The following is a 14,578-nucleotide window of genomic DNA, read 5'->3' as shown; positions in this document are numbered from 1 at the left end:
GTTTGCACCTCGATAAAATGTTGCGCGTGAACAAGCTGGATCAATCGCAGTCTGTTCTGCATCGAATATTTATTTGCCGGGGCGCCGTTGGCGCGTCGCTACTGTGAGATAGCCGTCCTCCATGTTTGGTTCCAACGACGACAAGAAAGCCCCAGCTGCGGCTGGCGAGAAAAAAAGCCTGTTCGGATGGCTGCGCAAAAAGCCGCAGGAACCCGTCGTCGAACAGCCACAGCCCCAGCCTCTTCCTGAGCAGCCTGAGCCAACACCTGCGCCGGTCATCGATGAAAAGCCCGCGCCGACGGTCTTGCCGATCGCCGAACCGGTGCTGCAACCGGTCACCGAGCCCGGGCCCCGTGTTGTGGCCGAAACGGTGCCCCCGTTGCCGCTGACCCCCGCTGCCGAGCCATGGCTGACGTTGCCTGTGGCGGAAGAACCGGTGGCCTTGGTCGAAGATGAGCTGGCGCCGCACATTGCGCCGCCGATTCCAGCCCCGACTGCTTTTGCGCCCGAGCCGGTTCAGCCACCGGTGGTCGTGCCGGTGATCGCGCCAGTCGTGGTGGCTGAGCCTGTTCGGTCGATGCCGGAGCCTGTAGCGCCAGGGTTTGTTGCTCCAGTTGCTCCAGTTGCTCCAGCACCCGCTCCTGTTCCTGCCCCGGTTGTTCCAGCTCCCGTTCCGGTTACCGCTCCGGTTGCTCCGGCCCCCGTTCCCGTTGTTGCGCCCGTTGCCCCGGCACCTGTCGTGCCCGTCGAGGCCCCCGCAGAGCCTGCGCGTGCCGAGGAAACCAAAGCCGGTTTCTTCGCCCGCCTCAAGCAAGGCCTGTCCAAGACCAGCGCCAGCATCGGCGAAGGCATGGCCAGCCTGTTCCTGGGCAAGAAGATCATCGATGACGAGCTGCTCGAAGACATCGAGACCCGTCTGCTGACCGCTGACGTGGGCGTCGAAGCCACTTCGGTGATCATCCAGCGCCTGACGCAAAAGGTGGCACGCAAAGAGCTGGCTGATGCGAACGCGCTCTACAAGTCCCTGCAGGCCGAGCTCGCGGCCATGCTCAAACCTGTCGAGCAGCCGCTGAAGATCACCTCGCAGAACAAGCCGTTCGTGATTCTGGTGGTCGGCGTCAACGGCGCCGGCAAGACCACCACCATCGGCAAGCTGGCGAAGAAGCTGCAACTCGAAGGCAAGAAAGTCATGCTGGCGGCGGGTGACACGTTCCGCGCCGCAGCGGTCGAGCAATTGCAGGTCTGGGGCGAACGCAACAAGATCCCGGTGATTGCCCAGCACACCGGCGCCGACTCGGCCTCGGTGATCTTCGACGCCGTGCAGGCCGCCAAGGCCCGTGGCATCGACGTTTTGATCGCCGACACCGCCGGTCGCCTGCACACCAAAGACAACTTGATGGAAGAGCTGAAGAAGGTGCGCCGGGTGATCGGCAAGCTCGATGCCGACGCGCCCCACGAAGTGTTGCTGGTACTGGATGCCGGCACCGGCCAGAACGCCATCAACCAGGCCAAGCAGTTCAATCAGACCGTCGAACTGACCGGCCTGGCATTGACTAAACTGGACGGCACCGCCAAGGGCGGGGTGATTTTCGCCCTGGCCAAGCAGTTTGGCCTGCCGATCCGCTATATCGGTGTCGGTGAAGGCATCGATGATTTACGTACTTTTGAAGCAGAACCCTTTGTCCAGGCACTGTTTGCCGAGCGGGAGCGTTCATGATTCGTTTCGAACAGGTCGGTAAACGCTATCCGAACGGTCACGTCGGCTTGCATGAGCTGAGCTTTCGAGTCCGTCGGGGCGAATTCTTGTTTGTGACCGGCCATTCCGGCGCCGGTAAAAGCACCTTGTTGCGGCTGCTGCTGGCCATGGAGCGCCCGACCACGGGCAAATTGCTGCTGGCCGGGCAAGACCTGGCCACCATCAGCAACGCGCAGATACCTTTCCTGCGTCGGCAGATCGGCGTGGTGTTCCAGAACCACCAACTGTTGTTCGATCGCACGGTGTTCAACAACGTCGCATTGCCGTTGCAGATTCTTGGTCTGTCCAAGGCCGAGATCGTCAAGCGCGTGGATTCGGCCCTGGAGCGCGTGGCGCTGTCGGACAAGACCGATCTGTACCCGGGCGATCTGTCTACCGGGCAGCAACAGCGCGTCGGCATCGCCCGTGCCATCGTCCACCGCCCGGCCTTGCTGCTGGCGGACGAACCGACCGGTAACCTCGACCCGCGCCTGGCAGCCGAAATCATGGGCGTCTTCGAAGACATCAACCGTCTGGGTACCAGCGTACTGATCGCCAGTCACGACCTGGCGCTGATCGCTCGCATGCGTCACCGCATGCTGACCCTGCAACGCGGCCGATTGATCGGCGATGGGGAGGCCGCTGTATGAGTGCGACACGCAGCCCCAAGGTGTCCGAGCGCGTAGCGCCCAAGGGTGCCGATCCGCAACCGCAGAAGAAAAAACGCGACGATGACGATGGTCCGGATTTCGCCACGCTGTTGCGCGCCTGGATCGAAAGCCATCGTGCCAGCCTGCTCGATAGTTTGCGTCGCTTGGGCAAGCAACCGGTCGGCAGTTTTTTCACCTGCATGGTGATGGCGGTTGCCCTCAGCCTGCCCATGGGCCTGTCACTTCTGCTAGGTAACGTCGACCGTCTCGGCGGTTCCTGGCAGCGTGCGGCGCAGATTTCCCTCTACCTGCAAATCGACGCCAGCCCGACCGAGGGCGAGGCGTTGCGCGAGCAGATCAAGGGTATGCCCGGTGTCGCGGAGGCCGAATATGTCGGCCGCGATCAGGCGCTGGAAGAGTTCCAGCAACAGTCCGGCCTGGGCGAAGCGCTCAAGGAGTTGCCGGACAACCCCTTGCCAGGCGTGGTGCTGGTGACCCCGGACCAAGTCGACAAGCCGGCCCTTGAAGCATTAAGACAAAAACTTTCCGAGTTGCCGAAGGTACAACAGGCGCAACTTGATCTAGTCTGGGTCGAGCGTTTGGCGGCGATCCTCAAGCTGGGTGACCGTTTTGTCTTCGGTCTGACCGTGCTTCTGGTTTCTGCATTACTTTTGGTGATAGGCAATACCATTCGTCTTCATATTGAAAACCGCCGCACAGAGATAGAAGTGATTAAACTTGTCGGCGGCACTGACAGTTATGTGCGCAGGCCCTTTCTGTATATGGGGGCGCTTTATGGCTTTGGTGCGGGGATTTTTTCATGGGGCTTGCTGGCGTTCGGTCTGGATTGGCTGAACGACGCGGTAGTCGGACTGGCCGGGTTGTACGGCAGTGATTTCGCACTGGCCGGCGTGCCGGTTGCCGACGGTCTGTCGCTCTTGCTTGGCGCGGTGCTGTTGGGGTATATCGGTGCATGGATTGCAGTCGCACGCCACCTGAGGGAGCTTGCGCCAAAGTAATATCATTTTGCTCGTATTGACCTTTCAGCGTTTATGGGAACTTGTCTTTCGGTTTCCGGTCAATTTTCGCAGTGCTGAACTGCACGAGTTATGTAAGTCGGAGGTTTTTTCGTATGACCAATTCTTTGCAACCTGCATATGCTCTGGTCCCGGGTGCGAACCTGGAGGCCTATGTGCACACGGTAAACAGCATTCCATTGCTGACGCCGGAGCAGGAGCGTGAACTGGCCGAGAGTCTCTATTATGAGCAGGATTTGGGGGCGGCTCGGCAGATGGTGCTCGCCCACCTGCGTTTTGTTGTACATATCGCCCGTAGCTATTCCGGCTACGGTCTGGCTCAGGCTGACCTGATCCAGGAAGGCAATGTCGGCTTGATGAAGGCGGTGAAACGCTTCAACCCGGAAATGGGTGTGCGCCTGGTGTCCTTCGCCGTGCACTGGATCAAGGCGGAAATCCACGAGTTCATCCTGCGCAACTGGCGCATTGTGAAAGTCGCGACCACCAAAGCCCAGCGCAAGCTGTTCTTCAACCTGCGCAGCCAAAAGAAACGTCTGGCGTGGCTGAACAACGAGGAAGTCCACCGTGTGGCGGAAAGCCTCGGTGTTGAACCGCGGGAAGTGCGCGAGATGGAAAGTCGCCTGACCGGCCACGACATGGCCTTCGACCCGGCCGCGGAAGCGGACGACGACAGTGCTTTCCAATCGCCGGCCAACTATCTGGAAGACCACCGGTACGACCCGGCCCGTCAACTGGAAGATGCCGACTGGAGCGACAACTCCAACCACAACCTGCACGAAGCGCTGGAAGTGCTGGACGACCGCAGCCGCGACATCCTCTATCAGCGCTGGCTGGCAGAAGAAAAAGCCACGCTGCACGACCTGGCGCAGAAGTACAACGTGTCGGCCGAGCGTATTCGTCAGCTCGAGAAGAGCGCGATGAACAAGCTCAAGTTGTCGATTGCGGCGTAATCTGCGAACGGCAATAAAAAACGCCCCGATCAGAGATGATCGGGGCGTTTTTTTTCGCGTCGTCCCCTGTAGGAGCGAGGCTTGCCCGCGAAGGCGTCGTATCAGCCGCCATCGTCATGACTGACACGACGCCTTCGCGGGCAAGCCTCGCTCCTACAGGGATCGCGTCAATTCATTGAGACCAAGGCGCCCGGCGCGAATCGTTGATGCCAACCAGATAGCTGTCGCCACCCAACTGGCTCATCTGCTGCCGAATCCACCCCGCCCGCCGGGCTACGTAGTTGGTCGGATGACTGGCGCTCCACACGCGCGGGTTGGGCAGTACGGCCGCCAACAAACTTGATTGCTGTCGGCTCAGACCCTTGGCGCTTACGCCAAAGTGATGCCTGGCCGCCGCTTCGGCACCAAATACCCCTTCATCCCACTCCACGCTGTTGAGGTACACCTCAAGAATCCGCTGCTTGGGCCAAAGAACTTCGATCAACCCGGTAAACCAGGCTTCCAGGCCTTTGCGCAGCCAGCTGCGGCCGGACCACAGGAACAGGTTTTTCGAGACCTGCTGGCTCAGGGTGCTGGCACCCCGGATCGTGCCGCCGAGCTCGTTGTGGGCCAGGGCTTTCTGGATCGCGCCAAAGTCAAAACCCCAATGTTCCGGGAATTTCTGATCCTCACCGGCAATCACCGCGACTTTCAGGTCGTCGGAGATTTCATCCCAGGGCTTCCAGGTGCGTTGCAGGTCTATCGGCTCGCCGTCGATCCAGGATTCGATCTTGCGCTCGACCATCAGCGTGGTCCCTGGCGGTGGCACCACGCGAAAAATCAGGACCAGCACTACGCTGCCGCCCGCGAACCAGAGCAGGGCCTTCGTGAATCGTCGCAAAAATATACGCAGCATAGAGATGGCTTGGCCGAACCCGTCGAGCGGGCCATTATACAGACCCTGTGGATTGAGTCTGACTGGAGTTCTTCATGCTGCGTGGCTTTCTGATGCTGGCCGCTTTCTTCGGTTTCACCGGCGTTGCCCTTGGCGCGTTCGCCGCTCACGGACTGAAAAGCCGCCTGACGGCCGAATACCTGGCGATCTTCCACACCGGCGTCACCTATCAACTGGTGCACACCCTGGCGCTGCTGGGCGTGGCGCTGCTGGCCTCGCAGATGCCCGGTCGCCTGATTACCTGGGCCGGGGCGTCTTTTGCCATTGGCATTCTGCTGTTTTCCGGCAGTTTGTACCTGTTGACGATGACCGGTATCAGCAAGCTGGGCATCATCACGCCTTTCGGTGGCCTGGCATTCCTGGTCGGCTGGTTCTGCCTGGGCCTCGCCGCCTGGCGGCTGAGCTGACCTTGTAGGAGCGAGGCTTGCCCGCGAAGGCGTAGTGTCAGGCGCCATCTTTATCAACTGACGCTGCGCCTTCGCGGGCAAGCCTCGCTCCTACAGAATCGTGTTTCAAGACGAATGGCTTGGGTCGCCAAGACTGATCGGGCTAGAATGCCTGCCCCTAAAAATGATGGCGGCCATCCGGTATGCGCATTCAATTGAACGGCGAATCCCTTGAACTGCCCGACGGTGAAACCGTTGCGGCCCTGCTGACCCGTCTGGAACTGACCGGACGACGGGTAGCGGTCGAGCTCAATCTGGATATCGTGCCGCGCAGCCAACATGCTGAAACCACGCTGAACGACGGCGACAGCGTCGAAGTCGTGCACGCCATCGGCGGCGGCTAGTCGCCCGGCCCGCAAGGGCACAGAATTCTGCAAGAACCTCACCCCTACAGAGGATTTCCCATGAGCATCGTTCGTAGCGACAAGCCCTTCGTCCTGGCCGGTCGTACCTACCAGTCGCGTTTGCTGGTAGGCACCGGCAAGTACCGCGACATGGAAGAAACCCGCCTGGCCATCGAAGCTTCGGGTGCCGAGATCGTCACCTTCGCCGTGCGCCGCACCAATCTCGGCCAGAACCCGGGCGAACCGAACCTGCTCGAAGTCCTGTCGCCGGATCGCTACACCTTCCTGCCGAATACTGCCGGTTGCTTCGACGCTACCGAGGCTGTGCGCACCTGTCGCCTGGCCCGTGAGCTGCTCGGCGGTCACAACCTGGTGAAACTGGAAGTGCTGGCGGACCAGAAAACCCTGTTCCCCAACGTGATCGAAACCCTCAAGGCCGCCGAAGTGCTGGTCAAGGAAGGCTTCGACGTGATGGTCTACACCAGCGATGACCCGATCATTGCCCGGCAACTGGCGGAAATCGGTGTTATCGCGGTGATGCCGCTGGCCGGCCTGATTGGCACGGGCCTGGGGATCTGCAACCCGTACAATCTGCAGATCATCCTCGAAGAAGCCAAGATTCCAGTGCTGGTGGACGCCGGTGTCGGTACCGCTTCCGACGCCACCATCGCCATGGAACTGGGTTGCGAAGCAGTGCTGATGAACTCGGCCATCGCCCATGCCCAACAGCCGGTCATGATGGCTGAAGCCATGAAACATGCGATCGTTGCAGGTCGCTTGGCCTACCTCGCCGGCCGCATGCCGAAAAAACTCTATGCCAGCGCCTCCTCGCCGCTGGATGGTCTGATCAAGTAAGAGCCATTGATGACTGAATCGAACGAAACGCCTATCCAGACGGAAGAAGGCGAAGAGCGCCAACATCGCCGCATCAAGAGTTTCGTGATGCGCGCCGGGCGCATGACCGAAGGCCAGCAACGCGGTCTGGACCAGGGCACGCCGCTGTTCGTGCTGCCTTTGGCCGATGCGCCGATGGACTTCGACCAGGTGTTCGGTCGTTCGGCGCCGCGCTCGCTGGAAATCGGTTTTGGCATGGGCCATTCGCTGCTGGAAATGGCCGCCGCCTCGCCGGAACAGGATTTCATTGGCGTGGAAGTACACCGTCCGGGGGTTGGCGCGCTGCTCAATGGCGTACTGACCCAGGGGCTGACCAACCTGCGGGTCTACGATTGCGATGCGATCGAAGTGCTCAACCGTTGCGTGGCCGACAACAGTCTCGATCGCCTGATGCTGTTCTTCCCGGACCCGTGGCACAAGAGCCGCCACCACAAGCGCCGCATTGTTCAGGCGTCGTTCGCGGAACTGGTGCGCAGCAAGTTGAAGGTCGGCGGTGTGCTGCACATGGCCACCGATTGGGAACCCTATGCCGAGTACATGCTGGAAGTGATGAACGTTGCGCCGGGTTATCGCAACCTGGCGGAAGACGGCAAATGCGTGCCGCGCCCGGCCGAACGCCCGATCACCAAGTTCGAACGCCGCGGCGAACGGCTTGGGCATGGGGTTTGGGACCTGAAGTTCGAAAAACAGTCCTGAACGACATAAAACTGTAGGAGCGAGGCTTGCCCGCGAAGAACGATGACACGGTGTATCAGGTACACCGCAGCGTTCCCTTCGCGGGCAAGTCGGATCGCCGCACCGCTCGCTCCTACGGGATGTGTGTTGTCCTGAGTGTCAGCGGCGGTCGGCTACTACGCCGATCAGCACCAGCACCACCAGCAACACCGGCGCCAGGCTGTAGTTGTTGAACTGACTCAGGCCTTTGATGATCCACGGTGTGGCGTAGATCAGCGCCATGCCGCTGCCGACCATGCACACCAGGGCCATCAGCGGCACGCGCAGGGCGCCGGCGATGCTGCCCAGGCGCTGGTCGACCCAGCCTTTGATATCCGCGCCAAACAGCACCAGCAGGCAGCCCACCAGGGCCAGGGCGATTTCCGAGAGATTGCTGCGACTCCAGCGGGACGCCGTGGCGAGCAGGTCGAGTACCAAATCCATTCGATTTCCTTAGGTCAGAAATTTCTGCAGCAAGTCGTTGAGGAAGAGTTGTCCGCGCTCGGTAGCCGCCAGACGTGACGGTTCGACCTGCAACAGGCCGCTTTGTTCGGCTTCGCGACGGCTTTCGGCGAGGCTTTCCAGGGTCAGCCCGGTGCGTTGCGGATACAAGCGCGACTCGACGCCCTCGGTGAGGCGCAAGGCGTTCATCAGGAATTCAAACGGCAGCTCTGCGTTGGTCAGGGCATTTTCGCCCGCCTGGAAGTTTTTGGCCGGATTGAGGTAGTCCTTCGGCAGGCGCGTCTTCCAGGTGCGCACGATACGTCCGTCCGGATGGCTGAGCTTGCCGTGGGCACCGGCGCCGATGCCGATGAAGTCGCCGAAACTCCAGTAATTGAGGTTATGCCGTGCCGCACGACCGGGCTGGGCATAGGCCGAGACTTCGTATTGCGCGTAACCGTGTTCGGCCAGCAGGGCCTGGCCGGCTTCCTGGATGTCCCACAAAGTATCGTCTTCCGGCAGCGTCGGTGGCTGGTTCCAGAACACCGTGTTCGGCTCCAGCGTCAGCTGATACCAGGACAGGTGGGTCGGCTTCAGGGCAATGGCCTGGCGCAGGTCGCCCAAGGCGTCGTCCAGGGACTGATCGGGCAACCCGTGCATCAGGTCCAGGTTGAAGTTGTCGAAGCCAGCCTGCCGGGCCATGCCGGCGGCACGCACGGCTTCATCGCCGTTGTGAATCCGTCCCAGGGCCTTGAGTTTCTCTTCCTGAAAACTCTGGATGCCGATCGACAGGCGATTGATCCCCAGCTTTCGGTAGGCGACGAACTTTTCCTGCTCGAACGTCCCGGGATTGGCTTCCAGGGTGATTTCGATGTCGGCGGCAAACGGGATGCGTTGCTCGACGCCTTTGAGCAAGCGGCCCAACGCTTCGGCGCTGAACAGGCTGGGCGTACCGCCACCAAAGAAGATCGAGCTCAGTTCACGGCCATAAACGGCGTGCAGGTCCTGGTCGAGGTCGGCCAGCAAGGCGTCCACATACTCTTCTTCCGGCAGCACCGGGCTGGCGGTGTGGGAGTTGAAGTCGCAATAGGGGCATTTGCGCACACACCACGGGATGTGGATGTACAACGCCAGGGGTGGCAGCACAGGCAGGGCCGCCCGGGGCGATTGTGCGGCGCCACCGAAAATCAGTGGCGACGCGGGCGATTCAAGGGTCATTTCAAGCCCAGACGCTGGCGCAGCAGATCCATTGCACGGGCGCGGTGGCTGATAAGGTTCTTTTCGCTCGGGCTCAGCTCGGCGCTGGAGCAATCGCGCTCCGGCACCCAGAACAGCGGGTCGTAGCCAAAACCGTGCTCACCGCTGGCTGCCGGCAGGATGCGGCCGTGCCACAGGCCTTCGCAGAGGATCGGCAACGGATCCTCGGCATGCCGCACCAACGCCAGCACGCAGACGAACTGTGCGCCACGCTCGGCTTCAGGCACGTCTTTCAAGGCGTCGAGGAGTTTGGCGTTGTTCGCCGCATCGCCCTGGCCGTCAGCGTAACGGGCCGAATAAATGCCTGGCGCACCGCCGAGGAAATCCACCGCCAGCCCCGAATCGTCGGCCAGCGCCGGCAGGCCGGAGATGCGCGCGGCATTGCGTGCCTTGAGGATGGCGTTTTCGACGAACGACAGGCCGGTTTCTTCAGGCTCGACGCTGCTGAACTCGCCGATCGAGCGCAGGTGCACCGATTCGCCGAGCATGGCCTGGAGTTCCTTGAGTTTGCCGGCGTTATGGCTGGCCAGTACGAGTTGCGTGAAATTGATCATTCGCCGGGGAAGAGCTCTTGGTTGAAATTGATGGTGTTGATTTTATCGCCGTTCTGCACCTTGATGTCGAAGGTCCGGATTTCCTGCTGATCGACCGGGAACTGGGCGATGTAGTAGATCGCGCCTTGTTCAGTGATCTGTTTGAACTTCAAAGGTACGGTCTGGCTGGTCAGGTCTTTCACCGATCCGCTGACTTCAGCGGTCAGAGGCTTGCCATCCTTGAGCACGGAGACGTTGATCACACCCTGGTTCTTGCTTCGCGTCAGCCCGGCCGCTTTGGCGATATCGGGTGTCAGGAAGGTGGAATTGAACGTGTTGTAATGCACCGTCACGTCGCCAAAGGTTTCTTTGCGCTCGCCCTTGATGACGTCGGCGGCTATGGCTGTGACGCTCAGGCAGGCAGTGAGTAAAAACAGCGCTAGACGACCCATGATGTTCTCCTCGTAGTGTCGCTGTTCAGACCGCGACCTTGTGGTCTTGCAGCCCCGGGCTGCTGACGCGGTAAATACCGATCTCACCTAACAGATTAGGCCATAGCTTACTGGCCCACCCGTGCCGATGCTGTTGATCCACGGCCAGCCGATCAATGACCTTGGCCTCACGTTCGCGGCACAAGGCTTCAAAGTCGGCGAAGGTGCAGAAGTGGATGTTCGGCGTGTTGTACCAGGTGTAGGGCAGGAAGTCGGAAACCGGCATCCGCCCCTTGCTCGCCAGGTACCAGCGGCAGCGCCAGTGGCCGAAGTTGGGGAACGTGATGATGCATTGGCGCCCGACGCGCAGCATTTCCTCGAGGATCCTGTCCGGGTAATGCACGGCTTGCAGCGCCTGGGTCATGACCACGATGTCGAAGCTGTTGCTGGCGAAGTTGCCGAGGCCCTTGTCCAGGTCCTGCTCGATGACGTTGATGCCCTTGGCTACGCATTCGGCGATGTTGTCCGGGTCGTTTTCCAGGCCATAACCGGTCACTTGCTTGTTGTCCCGCAGCCAGGTCAGCAGCTCTCCATTACCGCAGCCGAGGTCGAGCACGCGGCTGCCGGCGGGGATCCATTCCTGGATGATGTCCAGATCGGCTCTCATGTCTTCCTCAAAGCGATATACGTTTCATGTAGTTGCTGAACGCCTGCAGGTAGCGCGGAATCGGAATCAGGAAGGCGTCATGGCCTTGCGGCGCGTCGATTTCCAGGTAGCAGACGTCTTTTTTGGCGGCCATCAGCGCGTCCACCAATTCCCGCGAACGGGCGGGGGAGAAGCGCCAGTCGGTGGTGAACGACATCACGCAGAATCTGGCGGTGGCGCCGGCGAAGGTTTTCGCCAGGTCATCGTCGAAATTCGCTGCCGGATCGAAATAGTCCAGCGCCTTGGTCATCAGCAGGTAAGTGTTGGCGTCGAAACGTCCGGAAAACTCTTCGCCTTGATAGCGCAGGTAGCTTTCGACCTGGAACTCGACGCTGTGGAAGTCGTAGTTGAGCTTTTCGCTCTTCAGGCCGCGGCCGAATTTCTCGCCCATGGAGTCGTCGGACAGGTAAGTGATATGCCCGACCATCCGCGCCAGCATCAACCCGCGCTTGGGGATCACGCCTGCTTCCTGGAACGAGCCGCCGTGAAATTCGGGGTCGGTGAGGATCGCCTGGCGCGCCACTTCGTTGAACGCGATGTTCTGCGCCGACAGCTTGGGTGCCGAGGCGATGGCCAGGCAGTGCCGCACGCGGTCCGGATACGTGATGGTCCACTGCATGGCCTGCATGCCGCCGAGGCTGCCGCCAATCACTGCCGCCCATTGGCTGATGCCGAGCAGGTCGGACAAGCGCGCCTGGCTGTGCACCCAGTCTTCCACGGTCAATACCGGGAAGTCGGCACCGAACGGTTTGCCGGTCTCCGGGTTGATGCTGCTCGGTCCGGTGGAGCCGTTGCAGCCGCCGAGGTTGTTCAGGCTGACCACGAAGAACGTATTGGTGTCGATCGGTTTGCCGGGGCCGATGCAGCTGTCCCACCAACCGGGTTTACGGTCGTCGGGGCTGTGGAAACCGGCGGCATGATGGTGGCCGGACAAGGCGTGGCAGATCAGCACGGCGTTGCTCGCCGTGGCGTTCAGCGTGCCGTAGGTCTCGTATATCAGGTCATATGCCGGGAGCGAACGGCCGCAGGCCAAGGCCAGGGGTTCGCTGAAGTGCGCCACTTGCGGCGTCACCAGACCAACAGAATCGGGGGGAAAGGCAGCTGGCATCGACCCTGCTCTCGTTGAAATGAGGCGTAAGTCTAAAGACCGGTGGGGTTAGCGGCAAGCAAAGGCCGGGCCTGATTTCATTCAGTCAGACCGCGTCATCGTTCTTCGCGGGCAAGCCTCGCTCCTACAGGATTGATGTGATCCCTGTAGGAGCGAGCGGTGCGGCGACCCGACTTGCCCGCGAAGAACGATGACGCTGTCAGCCTGCCGAGCGCTGAAGGTCAGGGTTACATCAACAGCCGCAGGATTTCCGGCATCATCGTCATGGCGGCGAGATTATTGATCACCAGCATGTCGATCAGCTTGAGCACCACGAATGCCAGGATCGGCGAAATATCCAGGCCACCCAGGTTCGGCACGATCTTGCGGAACGGCGCCAGGGCCGGCTCGCAGATCTGGTTCACCAGCTCGGCGCCAGGGTTATGGCTGCCCGGTGCGACCCACGACAGGATCACGCTGATGATCAACGCGAAGAAGAAAATCTTCAGGAACAGCGCCGTCACGCCAATCAGCGACCAGAGCAGCAATTGCAGGGGGTTACCGATGGTGCCATAGGTCAGCAACAGGGTCAGGGCCATCAGCGCCAGTTGCACGAGGATCGCCAGCACCAGCGAGGACATGTCCAGGCCGAACATGCTCGGGATGATCCGGCGCAGCGGCTTGAGCAGCGGCTGGGTGGCTTTGACGGCGAACTGACAGAGCGGGTTGTAGAAGTTCGCGCGGACCAGTTGCAGCACGAAGCGCAGCAGTACGATCAGCAGGTACAGGCTGCCGAGGGTTTGCAGCACGTAGACCGCTGCAGTGTTCAATCCAATCATGTAAGGCTCCTTATTGACCCAATTGTTCGGCCATCTCGGCCGAGCGGTGCGCAGCGGCGCCGAGTGCTTGTTCTACCAGGGCTTCGAAGCCCCCGGCCTGGAACGACTTGATGGCCGCTTCCGTGGTGCCCGCAGGGGACGTCACGCGGCGACGCAGTTCGGCGGCGTCGACATCGCTGGCGACCGCCATGTGCGCGGCGCCCAGGGCGGTCTGCAGGGTCAGTTGGGCGGCGATGTCCGCCGGCAGGCCGAGTTTCACGCCGGCGGCGGTCATGGCTTCGATCAGCAGGAAAAAGTACGCGGGGCCCGAGCCGGAAACGGCCGTCACCGCGTCCAGTTGCTGTTCTTCGTCCAGCCACAGGGCGATGCCGACGGCCGACAACAGTTCCTGGGCCTGCTGACGTTGTTCGGCGGTGACTTGTGCGGTGGCAAACAGGCCGCTTACGCCCTGACGCAGCAGCGCCGGGGTGTTGGGCATGCAGCGCACGATCGGCTGGGCGCCGAGCCAGTTGTTCAGGCTGGCGCAGGTAATGCCCGCAGCGATCGAGACCACCAGTTGATTCGGTTGCAGGCTTGGGCGGATGGCTTCGCAGACGGCTTTCATCGCCTGGGGTTTGACTGCCAGCACGACGACGTCGGCGCCCTGGATGGCTTCGGCGTTATCGGCGAAGACTTCGATGCCGTGCTCGGCATTCACTTTGGCGCGGGTTTCAGCGCCTGGATCGCTAGCGCGGATGTGCGCCGCTTCCAGACCTTTGGCGCGCAGGCCACCGATCAGGCTGGCGGCCATGTTGCCGGCACCGATAAAGGCAATACGAGTCTTGCTCATGTCAGGTCCTTATAGAGAGGGGTGTCAGCCATGTTCATGTTCATGTTCATGTTCATGTTCAGGGCTGGCCGTAATCACGGGTACCGAACAGGGCCGTACCGATACGGACCCAGGTGGCGCCCATGGCGATGGCCGACTCAAGGTCGTGGCTCATGCCCATGGAAAGTGTGTCGAGCGGCAGATCGAGACCGGCTTGCAGGCTTTGTACCGCAGCAAAAGCAGCGTCCTGGGCGGCGCGATCTTCGGTAGGCTCGGGAATCGCCATCAACCCGCGCAGCTTGAGCCGTGGCAGCTGACTGATGGCGTTGGCCAGGGCTGGCAAGTCGGCCGGGGTGCAGCCGGATTTGCTCGCTTCGCCGCTGACGTTGACCTGGATGCAGATGTTCAGTGGCGGTAAATCGGCGGGACGTTGTTCGGACAGGCGTTGTGCGATTTTCAAACGATCCACGGAGTGCACCCAGTCGAAGTGCTCGGCGATAGCGCGAGTCTTGTTCGATTGAATGGGGCCGATGAAGTGCCAGATCAAGGGCAGGTCGGCCAATTCGAGCTGTTTGCCCAGGGCTTCCTGCAGGTAGTTTTCGCCAAAGTCGCGGATCCCGGCGGCATAGGCTTCGCGCACTGCTGCAGCGGGCTTGGTTTTGCTCACAGCCAGCAACTGGACGCTGTGTTCGTCACGATGGGCGGCGACAGCCGCGGCGTGGATGCGTGAACTAACCTGAGTGACGTTGTCTGCTATCGTGGACATTCAAAA

At 61.1% G+C, this 14,578-nt stretch carries 18 protein-coding genes; 8 read left to right on the top strand and 10 right to left on the bottom strand.

The window, feature by feature from the left end:
• Nucleotides 1–121 precede the first annotated feature (121 nt).
• The 4 genes from ftsY to rpoH all read left to right on the top strand — a co-directional run bounded on the left by ftsY (nucleotide 122) and on the right by rpoH (nucleotide 4,372).
• Entirely contained in the window at nucleotides 122–1,717 is a 1,596-nt protein-coding gene (ftsY, locus tag PMA3_RS28560; RefSeq protein WP_064680268.1) for a signal recognition particle-docking protein FtsY, read from the top strand.
• Entirely contained in the window at nucleotides 1,714–2,385 is a 672-nt protein-coding gene (gene ftsE / locus PMA3_RS28555; RefSeq protein WP_064680267.1) for a cell division ATP-binding protein FtsE, read from the top strand. Before ftsY ends, ftsE begins: the two co-directional genes overlap by 4 nt.
• Nucleotides 2,382–3,404, top strand: a complete 1,023-nt coding sequence (gene ftsX / locus PMA3_RS28550) for a permease-like cell division protein FtsX (protein ID WP_064680266.1) — start codon at nucleotides 2,382–2,384, stop codon at nucleotides 3,402–3,404. Before ftsE ends, ftsX begins: the two co-directional genes overlap by 4 nt.
• Nucleotides 3,405–3,517: 113 nt before the next feature.
• Nucleotides 3,518–4,372 (top strand): RNA polymerase sigma factor RpoH, encoded by an 855-nt coding sequence (gene rpoH / locus PMA3_RS28545; protein ID WP_007897890.1) that lies wholly within the window; start codon nucleotides 3,518–3,520, stop codon nucleotides 4,370–4,372.
• A 172-nt stretch (nucleotides 4,373–4,544) separates the two neighbouring features.
• On the opposite strand, the gene mtgA is transcribed toward rpoH, so the two are convergent.
• Complete coding sequence (gene mtgA, locus PMA3_RS28540) at nucleotides 4,545–5,267, bottom strand: monofunctional biosynthetic peptidoglycan transglycosylase (RefSeq protein WP_064680265.1); 723 nt, start codon at nucleotides 5,265–5,267, stop codon at nucleotides 4,545–4,547.
• Nucleotides 5,268–5,341: 74 nt separating this feature from the next.
• Here mtgA and PMA3_RS28535 point away from each other — a divergent pair, with 74 nt between their 5' ends.
• The 4 genes from PMA3_RS28535 to trmB all read left to right on the top strand — a co-directional run bounded on the left by PMA3_RS28535 (nucleotide 5,342) and on the right by trmB (nucleotide 7,686).
• The gene (locus PMA3_RS28535) at nucleotides 5,342–5,713 is read left to right on the top strand and encodes a DUF423 domain-containing protein (protein ID WP_064680264.1); all 372 of its coding nucleotides are present in this window, start codon (nucleotides 5,342–5,344) and stop codon (nucleotides 5,711–5,713) included.
• A gap of 182 nt (nucleotides 5,714–5,895) precedes the next feature.
• Entirely contained in the window at nucleotides 5,896–6,096 is a 201-nt protein-coding gene (gene thiS / locus PMA3_RS28530) for a sulfur carrier protein ThiS (RefSeq protein WP_007897898.1), read from the top strand.
• 60 nt (nucleotides 6,097–6,156) lie between these two features.
• Nucleotides 6,157–6,951 (top strand): thiazole synthase, encoded by a 795-nt coding sequence (locus tag PMA3_RS28525; protein ID WP_027926552.1) that lies wholly within the window; start codon nucleotides 6,157–6,159, stop codon nucleotides 6,949–6,951.
• A gap of 9 nt (nucleotides 6,952–6,960) precedes the next feature.
• A complete protein-coding gene (gene trmB / locus PMA3_RS28520) occupies nucleotides 6,961–7,686 on the top strand; it encodes a tRNA (guanosine(46)-N7)-methyltransferase TrmB (protein ID WP_064680263.1) in 726 nt (241 codons plus the stop codon).
• 138 nt (nucleotides 7,687–7,824) lie between these two features.
• Here trmB and PMA3_RS28515 read toward each other — a convergent pair whose 3' ends face one another.
• The 9 genes from PMA3_RS28515 to PMA3_RS28475 form a co-directional block, all read right to left on the bottom strand.
• Nucleotides 7,825–8,148, bottom strand: a complete 324-nt coding sequence (locus tag PMA3_RS28515) for a DUF3392 domain-containing protein (protein WP_064680262.1) — start codon at nucleotides 8,146–8,148, stop codon at nucleotides 7,825–7,827.
• A gap of 9 nt (nucleotides 8,149–8,157) precedes the next feature.
• On the bottom strand, nucleotides 8,158–9,363 hold the full coding sequence (hemW, locus tag PMA3_RS28510; RefSeq protein ID WP_064680261.1) for a radical SAM family heme chaperone HemW: 1,206 nt from the start codon (nucleotides 9,361–9,363) through the stop codon (nucleotides 8,158–8,160).
• Nucleotides 9,360–9,956: an RdgB/HAM1 family non-canonical purine NTP pyrophosphatase gene (rdgB, locus tag PMA3_RS28505; RefSeq protein ID WP_064680260.1), complete on the bottom strand. Its 597-nt coding sequence runs from the start codon at nucleotides 9,954–9,956 to the stop codon at nucleotides 9,360–9,362. Before rdgB ends, hemW begins: the two co-directional genes overlap by 4 nt.
• On the bottom strand, nucleotides 9,953–10,387 hold the full coding sequence (locus PMA3_RS28500) for a DUF4426 domain-containing protein (protein WP_064680259.1): 435 nt from the start codon (nucleotides 10,385–10,387) through the stop codon (nucleotides 9,953–9,955). Before PMA3_RS28500 ends, rdgB begins: the two co-directional genes overlap by 4 nt.
• Before the next feature lie 25 nt (nucleotides 10,388–10,412).
• Nucleotides 10,413–11,033 carry a methionine biosynthesis protein MetW gene (metW, locus tag PMA3_RS28495; protein ID WP_064680258.1) on the bottom strand — a complete coding sequence of 207 codons (621 nt, stop codon included), beginning with the start codon at nucleotides 11,031–11,033 and terminating at the stop codon, nucleotides 10,413–10,415.
• Nucleotides 11,034–11,040: 7 nt separating this feature from the next.
• Nucleotides 11,041–12,180 (bottom strand): homoserine O-succinyltransferase MetX, encoded by a 1,140-nt coding sequence (gene metX, locus PMA3_RS28490; RefSeq protein WP_064680257.1) that lies wholly within the window; start codon nucleotides 12,178–12,180, stop codon nucleotides 11,041–11,043.
• Nucleotides 12,181–12,407: 227 nt separating this feature from the next.
• Nucleotides 12,408–12,998, bottom strand: a complete 591-nt coding sequence (locus PMA3_RS28485) for a YggT family protein (RefSeq protein ID WP_064680256.1) — start codon at nucleotides 12,996–12,998, stop codon at nucleotides 12,408–12,410.
• A gap of 10 nt (nucleotides 12,999–13,008) precedes the next feature.
• The gene (proC, locus tag PMA3_RS28480) at nucleotides 13,009–13,827 is read right to left on the bottom strand and encodes a pyrroline-5-carboxylate reductase (protein ID WP_064680255.1); all 819 of its coding nucleotides are present in this window, start codon (nucleotides 13,825–13,827) and stop codon (nucleotides 13,009–13,011) included.
• A 58-nt stretch (nucleotides 13,828–13,885) separates the two neighbouring features.
• Nucleotides 13,886–14,572 (bottom strand): YggS family pyridoxal phosphate-dependent enzyme, encoded by a 687-nt coding sequence (locus tag PMA3_RS28475; RefSeq protein ID WP_064680254.1) that lies wholly within the window; start codon nucleotides 14,570–14,572, stop codon nucleotides 13,886–13,888.
• Between the last annotated feature and the right edge of the window lie 6 nt (nucleotides 14,573–14,578).

The organism is Pseudomonas silesiensis (genome assembly GCF_001661075.1).
GTDB lineage: Bacteria > Pseudomonadota > Gammaproteobacteria > Pseudomonadales > Pseudomonadaceae > Aquipseudomonas > Aquipseudomonas silesiensis.
Note: the sequence above shows the minus strand (reverse complement) of the source record. Positions and strands in the feature narration are given on the sequence as shown.